Origin of the sequence: Acidovorax sp. Leaf73, from assembly GCF_916855635.1 — a bacterium.
In the GTDB taxonomy this organism is placed as follows: domain Bacteria; phylum Pseudomonadota; class Gammaproteobacteria; order Burkholderiales; family Burkholderiaceae_C; genus Acidovorax; species Acidovorax facilis.
Genome location: NZ_CAKASI010000003.1, coordinates 191,012 through 204,253, shown reverse-complemented (window position 1 = coordinate 204,253; position 13,242 = coordinate 191,012). Strand labels below are relative to the sequence as shown.

General features: G+C 66.9%; 17 protein-coding genes and 1 pseudogene. 11 read left to right on the top strand and 7 right to left on the bottom strand.

The window, feature by feature from the left end:
- Positions 1–148 precede the first annotated feature (148 nt).
- A pseudogene (locus LPA35_RS10745) lies at positions 149–322 on the bottom strand (EamA/RhaT family transporter); the annotation flags it as partial.
- 242 nt (positions 323–564) lie between these two features.
- Between LPA35_RS10745 and LPA35_RS10740 the strand changes: the two are divergent.
- The 5 genes from LPA35_RS10740 to minE all read left to right on the top strand — a co-directional run bounded on the left by LPA35_RS10740 (position 565) and on the right by minE (position 3,967).
- On the top strand, positions 565–1,398 hold the full coding sequence (locus tag LPA35_RS10740; RefSeq protein WP_228896966.1) for a hypothetical protein: 834 nt from the start codon (positions 565–567) through the stop codon (positions 1,396–1,398).
- Positions 1,399–1,605: 207 nt separating this feature from the next.
- The gene (locus LPA35_RS10735) at positions 1,606–1,908 is read left to right on the top strand and encodes a hypothetical protein (protein ID WP_055397269.1); all 303 of its coding nucleotides are present in this window, start codon (positions 1,606–1,608) and stop codon (positions 1,906–1,908) included.
- 164 nt (positions 1,909–2,072) lie between these two features.
- Positions 2,073–2,834, top strand: coding sequence for a septum site-determining protein MinC (minC, locus tag LPA35_RS10730; RefSeq protein WP_121421839.1), 762 nt, complete (start codon positions 2,073–2,075; stop codon positions 2,832–2,834).
- A 44-nt stretch (positions 2,835–2,878) separates the two neighbouring features.
- Positions 2,879–3,697, top strand: a complete 819-nt coding sequence (minD, locus tag LPA35_RS10725; RefSeq protein WP_055397265.1) for a septum site-determining protein MinD — start codon at positions 2,879–2,881, stop codon at positions 3,695–3,697.
- 3 nt (positions 3,698–3,700) lie between these two features.
- Entirely contained in the window at positions 3,701–3,967 is a 267-nt protein-coding gene (gene minE / locus LPA35_RS10720) for a cell division topological specificity factor MinE (RefSeq protein WP_010465263.1), read from the top strand.
- 87 nt (positions 3,968–4,054) lie between these two features.
- Here minE and LPA35_RS10715 read toward each other — a convergent pair whose 3' ends face one another.
- Positions 4,055–4,645, bottom strand: a complete 591-nt coding sequence (locus LPA35_RS10715; RefSeq protein ID WP_055397263.1) for an MOSC domain-containing protein — start codon at positions 4,643–4,645, stop codon at positions 4,055–4,057.
- Positions 4,642–5,163 (bottom strand): flavin reductase family protein, encoded by a 522-nt coding sequence (locus LPA35_RS10710; RefSeq protein WP_055397294.1) that lies wholly within the window; start codon positions 5,161–5,163, stop codon positions 4,642–4,644. The genes LPA35_RS10715 and LPA35_RS10710 overlap by 4 nt, the downstream gene beginning before the upstream one ends.
- A gap of 95 nt (positions 5,164–5,258) precedes the next feature.
- Between LPA35_RS10710 and LPA35_RS10705 the strand changes: the two genes are divergently transcribed.
- Together LPA35_RS10705 and LPA35_RS10700 are read left to right on the top strand one after the other, a co-directional pair.
- Positions 5,259–6,047 carry an alpha/beta fold hydrolase gene (locus LPA35_RS10705; RefSeq protein ID WP_228896965.1) on the top strand — a complete coding sequence of 263 codons (789 nt, stop codon included), beginning with the start codon at positions 5,259–5,261 and terminating at the stop codon, positions 6,045–6,047.
- A 59-nt stretch (positions 6,048–6,106) separates the two neighbouring features.
- On the top strand, positions 6,107–6,919 hold the full coding sequence (locus LPA35_RS10700) for a YdcF family protein (RefSeq protein ID WP_228896964.1): 813 nt from the start codon (positions 6,107–6,109) through the stop codon (positions 6,917–6,919).
- Position 6,920: 1 nt separating this feature from the next.
- Here the strand turns inward: LPA35_RS10700 and LPA35_RS10695 are convergent, their stop codons facing one another.
- Both LPA35_RS10695 and LPA35_RS10690 read right to left on the bottom strand, forming a co-directional pair.
- Complete coding sequence (locus tag LPA35_RS10695; protein WP_228896963.1) at positions 6,921–7,496, bottom strand: flavodoxin family protein; 576 nt, start codon at positions 7,494–7,496, stop codon at positions 6,921–6,923.
- Entirely contained in the window at positions 7,493–8,152 is a 660-nt protein-coding gene (locus LPA35_RS10690) for a TetR/AcrR family transcriptional regulator (protein WP_228896962.1), read from the bottom strand. Before LPA35_RS10690 ends, LPA35_RS10695 begins: the two co-directional genes overlap by 4 nt.
- Positions 8,153–8,240: 88 nt before the next feature.
- On the opposite strand from LPA35_RS10690, the gene LPA35_RS10685 reads away from it, so the two are divergent.
- Both LPA35_RS10685 and LPA35_RS10680 read left to right on the top strand, forming a co-directional pair.
- Complete coding sequence (locus LPA35_RS10685) at positions 8,241–8,423, top strand: hypothetical protein (RefSeq protein WP_228896961.1); 183 nt, start codon at positions 8,241–8,243, stop codon at positions 8,421–8,423.
- A gap of 3 nt (positions 8,424–8,426) precedes the next feature.
- Complete coding sequence (locus LPA35_RS10680; protein ID WP_228896960.1) at positions 8,427–8,933, top strand: hypothetical protein; 507 nt, start codon at positions 8,427–8,429, stop codon at positions 8,931–8,933.
- 40 nt (positions 8,934–8,973) lie between these two features.
- Here the strand turns inward: LPA35_RS10680 and LPA35_RS10675 are convergent, their stop codons facing one another.
- The gene (locus tag LPA35_RS10675; RefSeq protein ID WP_228896959.1) at positions 8,974–9,873 is read right to left on the bottom strand and encodes a LysR substrate-binding domain-containing protein; all 900 of its coding nucleotides are present in this window, start codon (positions 9,871–9,873) and stop codon (positions 8,974–8,976) included.
- A 113-nt stretch (positions 9,874–9,986) separates the two neighbouring features.
- Here LPA35_RS10675 and LPA35_RS10670 point away from each other — a divergent pair, with 113 nt between their 5' ends.
- Entirely contained in the window at positions 9,987–10,691 is a 705-nt protein-coding gene (locus LPA35_RS10670; protein WP_228896958.1) for an SDR family oxidoreductase, read from the top strand.
- 66 nt (positions 10,692–10,757) lie between these two features.
- On the opposite strand, the gene LPA35_RS10665 is transcribed toward LPA35_RS10670, so the two are convergent.
- Positions 10,758–12,101 (bottom strand): D-amino acid dehydrogenase, encoded by a 1,344-nt coding sequence (locus LPA35_RS10665; RefSeq protein WP_228896957.1) that lies wholly within the window; start codon positions 12,099–12,101, stop codon positions 10,758–10,760.
- A 176-nt stretch (positions 12,102–12,277) separates the two neighbouring features.
- Here LPA35_RS10665 and LPA35_RS10660 point away from each other — a divergent pair, with 176 nt between their 5' ends.
- A complete protein-coding gene (locus LPA35_RS10660; RefSeq protein ID WP_055397292.1) occupies positions 12,278–13,198 on the top strand; it encodes a LysR family transcriptional regulator ArgP in 921 nt (306 codons plus the stop codon).
- The last annotated feature ends 44 nt before the right edge of the window (positions 13,199–13,242 follow it).

Genomic DNA, 13,242 nt, shown 5'->3' with positions numbered 1-13,242 from the left:
TCTGATGTGTCATCGTTGTCCTACAACAGCCAGGGTGGGGCGGCTGGCGGCGTCCGGGCGCCATGCAACGCCCTTTAGAGCACTGCCGCGCTGGGGTTGCTGATGGTGTGGCCGCCGCCGACAGCCGCACTCCGCGCCACAGGCATCAGACCGCCACGGCAACGGTGGCCAGCGCAAAGCGCACAAAGGCCTGCAACACGGGCGCCACCTCGGCCACTGTGGCCTTGACCAGCACCTGCTGGAAGCCCCAGAACATGCAGCACGCGAGCAGCAGCGAGATGGCGAGGGCGTCGATATGGGTTTTGCGGGCAGACAGGGACATCGGTCGATTCTGAAAGGCAAGCCTTGCGCTTCAGATCGCCTGTGTGCCGTGACCTTCTGGCCCTGCGCAGCGCCGCGGCGACGACGGGCAACGCTAAGCGTGGGTAGTTGGTCCTACAGCGGTTGCGCGTTTGGCGGACGCTGCCAGGCGGGTGATCTGGTTAGTGTGTGGCTTTCGGGTACGCACCAACTCTGCACCACCTTGCGGCGAAAGCCCTTGCCTTTGCCCTTCCAAGATCCAACATGAACGTATCCCACACAGACCCGGACCGCGCCACGCCAAGGAGCGAAGGGCAAAGGCATGGACGGCGCAAGGACCGGCTGCTGTTCGGCGCTGCACTGCTGGTTTTGGTCGTCCTGCTGCTGGGGTTTATGGGGCTGTGGCCAGCGATGCAGCAGCCATCGCAGACCACAGGAGCGCTGTTCTTGGGCGCCGACTTGGCGAACCCTGTAGACACATCACCCGCGAAGGTCGCGTCGCCAGCGCCGCAGCCAACCCAGGTACCGCGCAGGGCGCAGTTCGGTAAGGAGCCCGCCTCGGCCGAAGCCCGCCAGATCGCGGCGTGGGCCTTGCACTCGGGTGACAACCAGAACCGCGCGGTCGTGGTGGTCGACAAAATGCACGCAAAGGTCTATGTGTTTGACCGCGACGGTGCCCTCCAGGGCGCGGCCCCCGCGCTGATGGGGTCGGCCATCGGCGACCACACCGTTCCCGGCGTGGGGGACAAGCCCGTCGGCCAGGTACTGCCCGAAGAACGCACCACCCCCGCAGGCCGGTTCGTTGCCGAAACCGGTTTGAACGCCAATGGCGAAGACGTGGTTTGGGTGGACTACGACGCGGCGGTCTCCATGCACCGAGTGCGGGCTAACGTCAAAGCCGAGCGTCGGTTGGAGCGGCTGGCCTCCAGCACCGCCGCAGACAACCGTATCTCCTTCGGTTGCATCAACCTTCCCGTCTCTTTCTACGAAAAAGTGCTGAGCCCCCTGGTGCGTGGCACGGGCGCTGTGGTGTACGTGCTGCCCGAGACACAACCGGCCGCCGCACTTTTTGGCGCCTATGACCTGCCTGCGCAGTGATGCCCATTGACCCACGGTGTGTGCGGGCTTGTAGAACAGGGTGTTTTCGGAGTGCGATGGCAAGACCCACACCGTGCAGGCCCGTCCCTGTCCGACACGCGCTCCGGTCTCCAGCTGACGTGGCGCCAGCCGCAAACAACTAGCCTGGGTACAGCTGGCGATGTTGCTGGCGATTTCCAAATTCACCACACACCAAGGAGTCTCCACATGACTGCATCGAACACGCTCAAGACATTGCTCGCGGGCCTGGCTACCGTCGCCGTTGTTGGCACCGCTATGGCGCAGGGCACGCCACCCACCACCGCAAGCCCCAACGCTGCCACGGGCGCCGGCCAGCAAAGCTCGCAAGGCACGCCGATGGGCACCACGGGCGTTGGCGGTGGGGGCGCCGCGACGGCGACCACGCAAGCCGCTCCAGCACCTGCCGCTGCAGCCCCCGTAACCACAGACAGGACCATGTCGGGCTCCGGCGGTGCGACAACCCGCCCCATGCGCGCTGACCGCAACTAAGCCGGGGAACACTGGCAATAGCAAGAATGCCGGGTACGCCCGGCTTTTTTGTGGGTGAGGGCGCGCGAACAGTGCAAACACGCCGTGAACAAGCGCTTACGTGGCCCCACGGTACACTTTGCGCCTTCTGAAACGGTTCCCGCGCTCCTTTCCACACCCCATTCATGGCCCTTACGACGGCGGCGCAGTCCCGCACCAGCTTTGACCTCAAGAGCGCCTCGCTGCCCGTGGTGGCCGTGGTGCTCAAGACCACCGACGCCGCGCAGTTCGCCGCCGACCTGGCCGAGCGCGTGGCCGACGCCCCGGGCTTTTTTGACAACGACCCCGTGCTGATCGACCTGGCCGCCGTGCGCGAGGCCGAGGCACCCATCGACTTTGCTGCCATCGTGGCCGAGCTGCGTAGCCGCAGCACCCTGCCCGTGGCCGTGCGCGGCGGCAACCCCGCCCAGATGGACGCTGCGCGCGCCGCAGGGCTGGCGGTAGCGCCCGATGCACCGCCTGCCCGTGCGGAGCCCCCCGCCCCCGAGGTGCGCGAGGTCATCCGCGAAGTCGTGCGCGAGGTGGAGGTCGTTCGCGAAGTGCCCATGCCAGGCCCCGGCACCGTGGTGGTGGACAAGCCCCTGCGCTCCGGCCAGCAGGTGTATGCGCGCGGCGCCGACCTGGTGGTGATGGCCGTGGTGAGTTTTGGCGCCGAGGTGATTGCCGACGGCAACATCCACGTCTATGCCCCGCTGCGCGGCCGTGCGATTGCCGGCGCGCGGGGCAACACCGAAGCACGTATTTTTTCGACCTGCCTGGAGCCGCAGCTGGTCTCCATCGCGGGCATCTACCGCACCACCGAGACCGAGTTGCCCGCCGATGTGCGTGGCAAGCCCGCCCAGGTGCGGCTCGACGGCGAGAAGCTCATCATCGAGCCGCTTGCCTGAGTTCCCATTTCATTCGTACCAACCCCACAGAGAATCTGCAACACATGGCCAAAATCGTCGTCGTGACCTCCGGCAAGGGTGGCGTGGGCAAGACCACCACCAGTGCCAGCTTTGCCACCGGCCTCGCCCTGCGCGGCCACAAGACTGCCGTGATCGACTTTGACGTCGGCCTGCGCAACCTCGATCTCATCATGGGCTGCGAACGCCGCGTGGTGTACGACCTCATCAACGTGATCCACGGCGAGGCCAACCTGAACCAGGCGCTCATCAAGGACAAGCAGTGCGACAACCTGTTCGTGCTGGCCGCCAGCCAGACGCGCGACAAGGATGCGCTCACGCAAGACGGCGTGGAAAAGGTGCTCAAGGACCTGGCCGAGATGGGCTTTGAGTACATCGTCTGCGATTCGCCTGCCGGCATCGAAAGCGGCGCGCTCATGGCCATGCACTTTGCCGATGAGGCGCTGCTGGTGACCAACCCCGAAGTCTCGTCGGTGCGCGACTCCGACCGCATCCTGGGCATGCTGGGCAGCAAGACCAAGCGTGCGATTGAAGGCGGTGAGCCCATCAAGGAGCACCTGCTCATCACGCGCTACAACCCCAGCCGCGTGCAGGACGGCCAGATGCTGAGCCTGGAAGACATCCAGGACATCCTGCGCATCAAGCTGATCGGCGTGATCCCCGAGTCGGAAGTGGTGCTGCAGTCGTCCAACCAGGGCACGCCCGCCATCCATGCCCAGGGCACTGATGTGTCCGAGGCCTACAAGGATGTGATCGACCGCTTCCTGGGTGCCACCGACAAGCCGCTGCGTTTCATCGATGCGGAAAAGCCAGGCTTCTTCAAACGCCTGTTCGGGAGCAAATAAGCCATGGCTTCTTTCCTGTCCTTCCTGCTCGGCGAGAAGAAGAAAACCGCCAGCGTCGCCAAAGAGCGCCTGCAGATCATCCTGGCGCACGAGCGCAACGGCCGCAACGCCGCCGAGCCCGACTACCTGCCTGCGCTGCAGCGCGAGCTGGTGGCCGTGATCTCCAAGTACGTCAAGATCAACCCCGAAGACCTCAAGGTGCACCTGGAGCGCCAGGACAACCTGGAAGTCCTGGAAGTCAAGATCGAGCTGCCCGATACGGTGCGTTGAAGGCTCGGTTTCGAGCCAAATTGGGCTCTGGCGCTTATCTGGTAAGCGCCAGTAGCTATCAAAATTGATGAATCCAGTGGGGCCTGGCTAGCGCGCGTGTTTTGCCCACTTGCCCGCCAGCGCCTGGGCGATGCTCAGCCCGCGCTGCCCGGGCACCAGCGTGGCGGTCTCTCCGGCGGCGATGGTGCCGGGCTGGTCCACCGCAAGGTAGTAGCCGCAGCATCCGGCCAGGGCCATGGTGCGGCCCGCCTGCGCAAAACCCATGACGGCGTTGAACTTGAAGCATGGCTCGCGCGGTGCACTCACCCGCAGCACGCAGTGGGGGAAATGCCATTCATCGCCCACAAACACATCCGCTTCCAGCGGCCCGTCGATCGTGAGGTTCTCGCCCATGAAACCCGGCGGCAGCGTTTCATCGAACAGGCTCACGCCCCGTTCGCGGCGTTGGGCCTGCCAGAACGCGTAGTGGGCGGCGGGGTAGGCGTATACGGCCTTGCCCAGGCCGCCATGCACGCTCGGGTCGGCCTGCTCGTCGCCTGCCAGCCCTAGCGGGCCCACAGCCACGGGGCCGGTGACGGGGGCCTTGCCGATGGCAGTGAGCACCGAGCGCTCGCCCACCTTCAGGCGCCGGGCCAGGCCGATGTTCACGTGGCGCACGACCACGGTGGGGGTCGTCACAGCGGGTGCTCGGTGTAGAACTTGCCGCCGTGGTACAGCAGGGGCGAGATGCCTTCGCGATGCTCGCAGCGCTCGACCTCGCCCACAAAGATGGTGTGGTCGCCCTCCTTGTACTGGCTGCGGTTGAAGCACTCGAACGTGGCGGCTGCCCCGGCCAGCAGCGGGGCGCCGCTGATGCCGGGCCGGTGTTCCAGGCCTGCCCAGCGGTCGATGCCGCGCGTTGCAAAACGCTCGGCCAGCGCCTTCTGGTCTGCGGCCAGCACGTGGATGGCGTAGTGCGAGCCATCGGCAAAGGTGGGCAAGGTGCTGGCGCCGTGCGACAGGCTCCACAGCACCAGCGGGGGTGCCAGCGACACCGAATTGAAGGAACTGGCCGTGAGCCCCACCAGGTCGCCCGCAGCCGTGCGGGCCGTGACGATGGTCACGCCCGTGGCAAACATGCCCAGCGCATCGCGAAACTCGCGCGTGGAGAAGCTCGGTGGCAGGGCGAGGGTGGGGCGGGGGAGCGAAGGGTTCACAAAAGCGGTGCCAGCGGTGGCAGCATGGGGGAGCAACTATTATCAGGCGCCACCCACCACCGCGCTGTTGCGGGGTTTACTGGTTTTTCCACCGCATGGCCGTCCTACCTACCTTCACCACCCTGGGCTCCGGCCCCACCGTGCTCCTGCTGCACGACGCCGATGGCGACCACCTCACCTTTGCCCCCCAGGTGGAAACGCTGGCCACGGCCGGTTACCGCGCCGTGGCCTGGAACATGCCGGGCTATGGCCGCAGCGCGCCCGTGGAGCCGTACACCTTCAAGGCGCTGGCGCAGAGCTGCCTGGCCTTGATCGATGCCCTGCAGGGAGGCCCCGTGACCCTGGTGGGGCATGGCATGGGCGCCATGGTGGCGCTGGAGGCCGCCGTGCGCAGCCCGTCGCAGGTGCGCCGCCTGCTGCTCTGCGCAGGTGGGCCAGCGCTGGATGCGCAGGCCATGGACGACTGGGTGGCGCCCCGCTTGGGTGCCCTGAAGGCGCTGGACGCCGGTGGCAGCATGGAGCAGCTGGCGCAGACGCTGGTGCCCCAGTTCATCGGCACCGGTGCGTTGCCCGAAGGCGTGCGGCTGGCCAGCCACGCGCTGGGCCAGGTGTATCCAGGGGCCTACCGGCGCGCGCTGGAGGCCTTGTCCACGTTTGATCGCGGAGCCTCTGCCTTGGCGCAGCTGGCCATACCCGCGCTGCTGGTGGGGGGCGAGCTCGACCGCTGCACACCGCCGGCTGCCATGGAGGCCCTGGCCCAGGTGATGCCCGATGCGCAGACGGTGTTGTTGCCCCACATCGGGCACTGGCCGCAACTGGAGGACCCGGAGGGTTTCGATGCCGCGCTGCTGGACTTTCTGGCGCAGCGGCGGGTGCTGCACTGAGTTTGCCCCACCCGGCGTGGCCGATTTTTCGGCCCTTCAAACGATTCTTTTTCCCTGCCATGCCCTGGCGCCACCGGGCGGGTTCGCGCGGGTCTGATTGCTCCTCTTGTTTTATGTGGTTTGCCCTGAAAAAAATACTGTCTGCGCTGCTGCTGCCCCCGGTGTCCAGCATCCTGCTGGCGATGGTGGGGCTGTGGATCGCGCGCTACCACCGCCGCACGGGCATCACGGTGGTGGTGCTGTCACTGCTGTCGGTGCTGGTGCTGTCCTGGCCGCCGGTGTCGGACGCGCTGGTGCGCAGCCTTGAGCGCTATCCGGCGGTCGTCCCCAAGGACTTGCCTTCGTCAAAGGTGCAGGCCATCGTCGTGCTGGGCGGCGGCGCCGACACGGTGGCGCCTGAATACGGCGTGGACGTGCTCAGCCGGGGCGCGCGTGAGCGGGTGCGCTACGCCGTGTACCTGCAGCAGCAGACCGGGCTTCCCATCCTGGCCACGGGGGGCTCCACCGGCGGCACGCGGGCCGAAGCGCTGGTGATGAAAGATGTGGTGGAGCGTGAGTTCAGGGGCCGGGTGCGGTGGACCGAGGTGGAATCCCTTGACACCCGCAGCAATGCCGAAAGATCTGCCGTGTTGCTCAAGGCCGCTGGCATCGAGCGCATTGCGCTCGTCACCCACGGCTGGCACATGGTGCGCGCGGCCAAGACCTTCGAGCGCGCCGGTCTGCAGGTGCTGCCCGCGCCCATGGGTTTCAAGGGCGGCCAGGCGCGCAAGCTGTACCGGGTGTTGCCGCGCGCCTCCGCGCTGGCCGACAGCAGCCTGGCGCTGCACGAATGGCTGGGCATCCTGGCCCAGCACGGGTCGCTGGACCGCTGAATCAAGCTGCAGCCGGGGCCAGCAGAAAGCGGCTGGCCGTCTCCACCGCCGGGGTATCGGCTTGCACCGCTCCGGGCGGCCCGCCTTTGCCCCACAGGGCACCGCCCCAGGTCATCGACAGGAACTGCGCGCACAGCGCCACCGAGTCGATCATCGGCTGGGCCTTGGTGCGGTCGCCGCTGGTGGTGACAAGCGCCAGCGTCTTGGAGGCCATCGGCTCCTTGAAGGCCAGGCCGGGGACGCGCATCCACGCGCTCCAGTGGTCCAGGTAGGTCTTGAGCGGCGAGGGAATGCTGTACCAGTAAACCGGCGCCACAAAGACGATGTGCGTGGCTGCCAGCGTGGCGTCGAGCAAGGTCTTCATGTCGCCTTCGGGCGGTGCATAGGTACCCGAGGTGTGGCGCTGGTCCACGAAGGGCGGCAGGTTCATGCGGGCCAGGTGGTGCCAGGTTTGCGCAGTACCGGCAGGGAGTGCGGCGGCGGCCTGGCGCGCCAGCCATTCGGTATTGCCGGTGTGGCCTGGTTCGCGGGTGGAGGTGGTGAGGAAGAGGTAGTGCGGTGCGGTGGGCGTGGTCATGGTGCCATCGTAGCGTCGCCCCCCAGAGCCGCGCCGGGTGCCAGGGTTGCGATGCACAGCTCCACCAGCGCCTGCTCGAATTCGGGGCTGTCCAGCAGGGGCGACTGTTCCAGCGATGCCGCCCGCACCGCGCCCATGAAGGCGCGGGTGAGCACAAACAGCTGGGTTGCCGAGGGTGCGGGCATCTGCTGCTCTTGCGCCATGCGCTGCAGGTGCAGGGCCAGCCGCTCGCTGGCGCCGCGCACCGAGATCAGCACGGACGCGCGGTAGTCGAGCTTCCACGACAGGCGGGCAAGTGCGCGCCCTTCCTGGGGGCCGCCGCCAAAGGCCTGCAGGTAGTGGCGCACATACCCGCGCACCTGCTGCTCGGGCGTCCAGCCTTCGGTGCGGGCCTGGGCGAGCAGGGCGTCCAGCTCCAGCATCACCCGGTCGCAGTGCTGGTCGAGCATGGCCAGGAGGATGGCTTCCTTGCTGGGAAAGTACTGGTAGAGCGAGCCCACGGAAACACCCGCAACCTCGGCGATGCGGTTGGTGGTGAGCGCGTCCTCGCCCTGGGTGGCCACGATGCGTGCGACGGCTCCGAAGATGGCATCGACCGTGAACTGCGAGCGTTCCTGGCGGGGCGAACGGCGGGGGGCGGAGGAGGCAGGGGGCATGGAAAACCTGAGCGCAATGCGAGTAGGCGGAGACGGCGCCGCTGCCTATTCTGCCGCCAGTCCCTTGCAACATCCGGAGAAAACCTTCATGCACGAAACCAGCCAACTCGCCCTGGGAGCCGCCGCCGTCGGCCTGGCTGGCACCTGGGCATGGCGCCAGCGCCTTGCACTGCGGCCCGTGCACCGCGCCAGTGCAGTCGCGCTGGCATCGTTCCTGGCGGCCCACTTGCTGGGCCACCTGGCGGGGCTGGCCGGAGCGGCAGCGCACTAATCCGTGCTGGAAGCCCTGCGCCTGGTCTATCGCCAGCCGTTGGTCGAAGGCGTGCTGCTTGGCTGTCTGCTGTTCCAGATGGGCAGCGGCCTCACCTTGCTGTGGCGCGGGCGGGGCCGGCGCCGTGGGGGCGTGGCGTGGATGCAGGCCATCTCGGGGGGCTATCTGGCGCTGTTCCTGTTGATCCATGTGACGGCCGTCTTGGCGGGCCGGTTTCAGGGCGTGGACACGAACCTGCAGTTTGCAGCGGCGGGCATGCACACACCGCCCTGGCAGTGGTTCTTTGGCCCGTACTACTTTTTCGCCGTGTTCGCGCTGGGCACGCACGTGGGCTGCGCTTTGTACTGGAACCTGCCAGAGCCTCTGCGGGCGCGAGCATTGGTGGGGGCCATGCTGGCGGGCTGGATGCTGGCTGTTTGTTTGGTGGTGCTGCTGGCGGGCGGATTCCATGCGCTGGAGATTCCGGCTCGTTACCTGGCCCCCCTGGCCGGGCTCGCAGGTCGGGGTTGAAGGGGGCCAGAGCATCCGCGCTGTGTGCGGTCTTTGCGGTTTATGCGCCGGCCTGGCTTCGCAGCCAAGCTCTCACGCCCGCGACGACCTCTGGTGCGCGTTGCTTGCGCGGAGCCACCAGGTAGTAGCCGGCGCCCGTGTGTGCTTCTTCCTCAAACACCTTGGCCAGCCGACCGGTGGACAGGTCCTGCGCCACAAAATCTTTCTGCACCAGCGCGAGTCCCTGGCCGGTCAGGGCCGCGTCGATCGCGAGTGTCGTCTGGTTGAACCAGATGGCCTGCGGTGTGGGATCTGAAGCCCCGGGAGCGGGCGGCGTGTGCTGCGCAAGGTAGTCGGCCCATGGAGACTGGGAGTCGTGCAGCAGCACGTAGCGGCCGATGTCACCCGCGGTGCCGGGTGGCCCCGAGCGGCGCAGCAACAGCGGGCTGCCCACCGCCACCAGGCACTCTTCGAACAGGAGATCGGCCGTGAGCCCCGGGCCGAATGGGGGGCGGCCGTAGCGCACCGCCAGGTCCACGGCCTCGGTCTGAAAGTGCGAAAGGTGCTCGGTCGCCAGGATCCGCAGATCAACCCCAGGGTGAAGGCGCGTGTAGTCCGCCAGCCGTGGGATGAGCCACTTGGTGGCGAAGGTCGGGGTGACGCTGACCGTCACATGCAGGGGCTCGGGCCGCAGGCCCTGTGTGGCATCGGCGAGCATCTCGAACGCGCGCCGCACGCTGGTGGCATAGCGCTGGCCGTTGTGGGTCAACACGAGGGTGCGCGGGTGCCGCTCGAACAGCTTGAGGCCCAGCTCCGCCTCCAGCGCACGAATCTGCTGCGCCACGGCGCCCTGGGTCACGCCGAGCTCCAGCCCGGCCAGCCGAAAGTTGAGATGGCGGCTGGCGGCCTCGAACGCTCGCAGCGCATTGAGAGAGGGCGTAGGCCCCAACGGGGAGGTCATGGGTGTAGATTTTCTACTGGATTGAAGCACGGCGGCTGCTCCGTCCGGTCGTCCAACACGCAAAGGATACGGAACAATTGCCAGATGCCGGTGTGCGGCATCCAAGGACGATCATGGCAGTAGAAAAAGTAGCGCTCATCTCCGCGGGCGGCACCGGCGTTGCCGCTGCCACCGCCCGTCGGTTGGCAGAGGATGGTTTTCAGGTCGGCATTCTTTCGTCGTCGGGCAAAGGCGAGGCCTTGGCCCAGGAACTCGGAGGCGTTGGCGTCACGGGGTCCAGCCAGTGCCTGGCGGATCTGGGCCGCCTGGTGGATCTGGCGCAAGCCCGCTGGGGCCGAGTCGATGTGCTCATCAACAGCACCGGCCATGAGCCGCGCGCGCCTTTGTTGTCTCTGGCGGATGAGCGGTGGCTGCAGGGGACGGACACCTATCTGCAGAGCGTGATCCGACCCACGCGGCTGGTGGCCCCCTTGATGCAAGCGCAGCGTGGTGGCGTGATCGTGAATCTGTCGTCAGCCTGGGCGGTGGACCCGAGCGCGCTGTTTCCGACATCGGCGCTGGTTCGCGCCGGGCTGGCTTCATTCACACGGATCTTTATCGACAGCTATTCGCGGCACAACATCCGCATGAACAACGTGCTGCCGGGCTGGATCGACACCTTGCCCGTGTGGGAAGAGCGCCGCACCGCCGTGCCCCTGCAGCGGTATGGGCAGGCCGCCGAAGTGGCCGCGACCATCGCGTTCCTGGCCTCGGAAGGGGCGGGCTATATCAACGGGCAGAACCTGCGGGTGGACGGCGGACTCGCGCTGGCCACCTGAGTGCCCGCGCAACGAGCGGGTTGGTGTGATGGATCCACCCAACCCTGGCAGGCTGTGTGGGTGCTCTCAGGCGGCCAGCGCCGTGGCCGATGCGCGCCGTGCAGATCCTTGGTGGCCCAGGAAGCCGAAGTTCATCGCGGGCTGTTCGCCGCTGATCAGCTCGGCCAGCGCCTTGCCCGAACCTGCACCGTGTGTCCAGCCCAGCGTGCCGTGGCCCGCGTTCACCCAGAGCTTGCCCACGCGGGTCTGCCCGATGAACGGGATGTTGGTGGGGGTGGCCGGGCGCAGGCCGGTCCAGTACTGCGGGTCGCCGCCTTGTTCGGGCGTGCGGGTGTCGCACACGCCGGGCAGGATGGCCTCGATGCGGCGCGAGAGCATGTGGCAGCGTGCGCGCGCCAGGGAGCTGTCGAGCGTCAGGTCCCAGCCATTGAGTTCGATGGTGCCCGCCACGCGCAGGTAGTTGCCCAGGCGGCTCATGGCGATCTTCTTGCCGTCGTCGATGGTGGAGACCATGGGCGCGCCCTCGGGCTTGAGCAGCGGGAACGTGGCGCTGTAGCCCTTGCCAGGGTAGATCGGCAGGTCCACGCCCACGCTGCGCAGCAACGGTGCGCTGTACGAGCCGCAGGCGACGACGACGGCGTCGGCCTTCAATATGAAGTCTTTTTTGCCGCCAGCGCTTGTCTGTTTTGGCATGACAGCTACTGAATCAATAGCATTGCCGATTTTGTTCAGGCGCAGCACATCGTGCCCGTAGAGGAACTGCGCCCCGCGTGCCATGCAGCGGCGGGCCAGCTCCTGGGTGAACACGCGGGCGTCGCCGCTTTCGTCGGTGCTCGTGTAGGTGCCGCCGGTGATCTTGTCGCCGTAGGCCTTGAAAGCGGGCTCGATCTGCAGCAGTTCGTCGCGGCTGACCAGGCGGCGCTGCACGCCGTGCTTGCGCATGAGCTCCACCGCGTGGCCGGCGGCGTCAAAGGATTTCTGGTCGGTGTAGAAGTGGGCAATGCCGCGTTCGAGCCGGTTGTATTCGATGCCCGTGGTGCTGACCAGGTCCTTGAGCGCGGCATGGCTGTAGGCGCCCAGCGCCACGATCTGCTGCACATTGCGCTCGAACGCGGCGTCGTTGCACTGCGCCAGGAACTGCAGGCCCCAGCGCCACTGCTGCCAGTCCATCTGCGGGCGAAACAGCAGCGGGGCTTCCTTGTCGAACATCCACTTGAGCGCCTTGAGCGGCGCCTCGCGGTTGGCCCAGGGCTCGCAGTAGCTCACCGAGATCTGTGCTGCATTGGCAAAACTGGTTTCGAGCGCAGCATCGGGCTGGCGGTCGACCACGATGACCTCGTGACCGCGTTCCAGCAGGTGCCACGCCGTGCTGATGCCGATGATGCCGGCGCCGAGAACAATGGTTTTCATATGCGGAATGCCTTGTGAGCCTTTGCGTGCCACCCGCCCCAGTGCGGGACACGATGGGGCGCAGTGTGCGCGACATTGCATTCAACTAAAAGCAAAATTAAACTTACTCCAAAAACATCAGCGCACCTAATAAACGGTGCGGTAGAGACAACCCTCTTTTGTTCGAGCCCGAGACCATGAGCACCTACGATCCCGCCGCCCTGGAATGCCTTGCCGCCATCGTTGAAGAGGGCGGCTTCGAGCGCGCTGCGCAGCGCCTGAACGTCACACAGTCGGCCGTCTCACAGCGCCTGCGCGCCCTGGAGGCGCAGGTGGGCTCGGTGCTCATCGTGCGCAGCCGACCCCTGCGGCCCACGTCGGCCGGGCAGTTGCTGCTCAAGCACACCAAGCAGATGCGCCTGCTGCGCGCAGACCTGGAGCGCGACCTGCACGAGCTGGCGCCCAGCGCCCCGGGCGGCACGCGCGAGGATGAGCGCATCTCGATTGCCATCAACGCCGACAGCATCGCCACCTGGGCGATGGGCGCGCTGCACGAGCTGGTGCGCCAGCGCCTGCCGCTGGAAATCATCGTGGACGACCAGGATTTCACGCAGGAATGGCTGCGCTCTGGCCAGGTGCTGGGCTGCGTGACCACGCTCAAGCAGGCACTGCGTGGGTGCAAGATGGTGCCGCTGGGCGCCATGCACTATGTGGCCGTAGCGTCGGCCAGCTATGCGGAGCAGTACCTGCCCCAGGGGCTCACGCCGCACAACTTTCGCGAGGTGTCGTTCCTGTCGTTCAACCGCAAGGACGACATGGCTGCCGAGTTTGTGGCGCGTGCATTCGGGCTCAAGCGCGTGGCGCTCAATCACCTGTTCGTGCCGGGTTCCGAGGCGCAGATGCGCGCCGTGGCCGCAGGCTGGGCAGTGGGTGTGATGCCCGAGCTGATGGCGCGCGAGGCGCTGGCGGACGGCAGCATGGTGAATCTGGCACCGGGCCGCTCCCTGCCCATCCAGCTGTACTGGCACTGCTGGAACCTGGAATCGGCCGTGCTGGACGCCCTGACTGCAGCCCTGACCGCCACCGCAGCACGGACGCTGGAGGCGCCTGCGGCATGATTCCTGCAGGGTAAAACGTGAACGACGTAGTTGTATTGCAACTT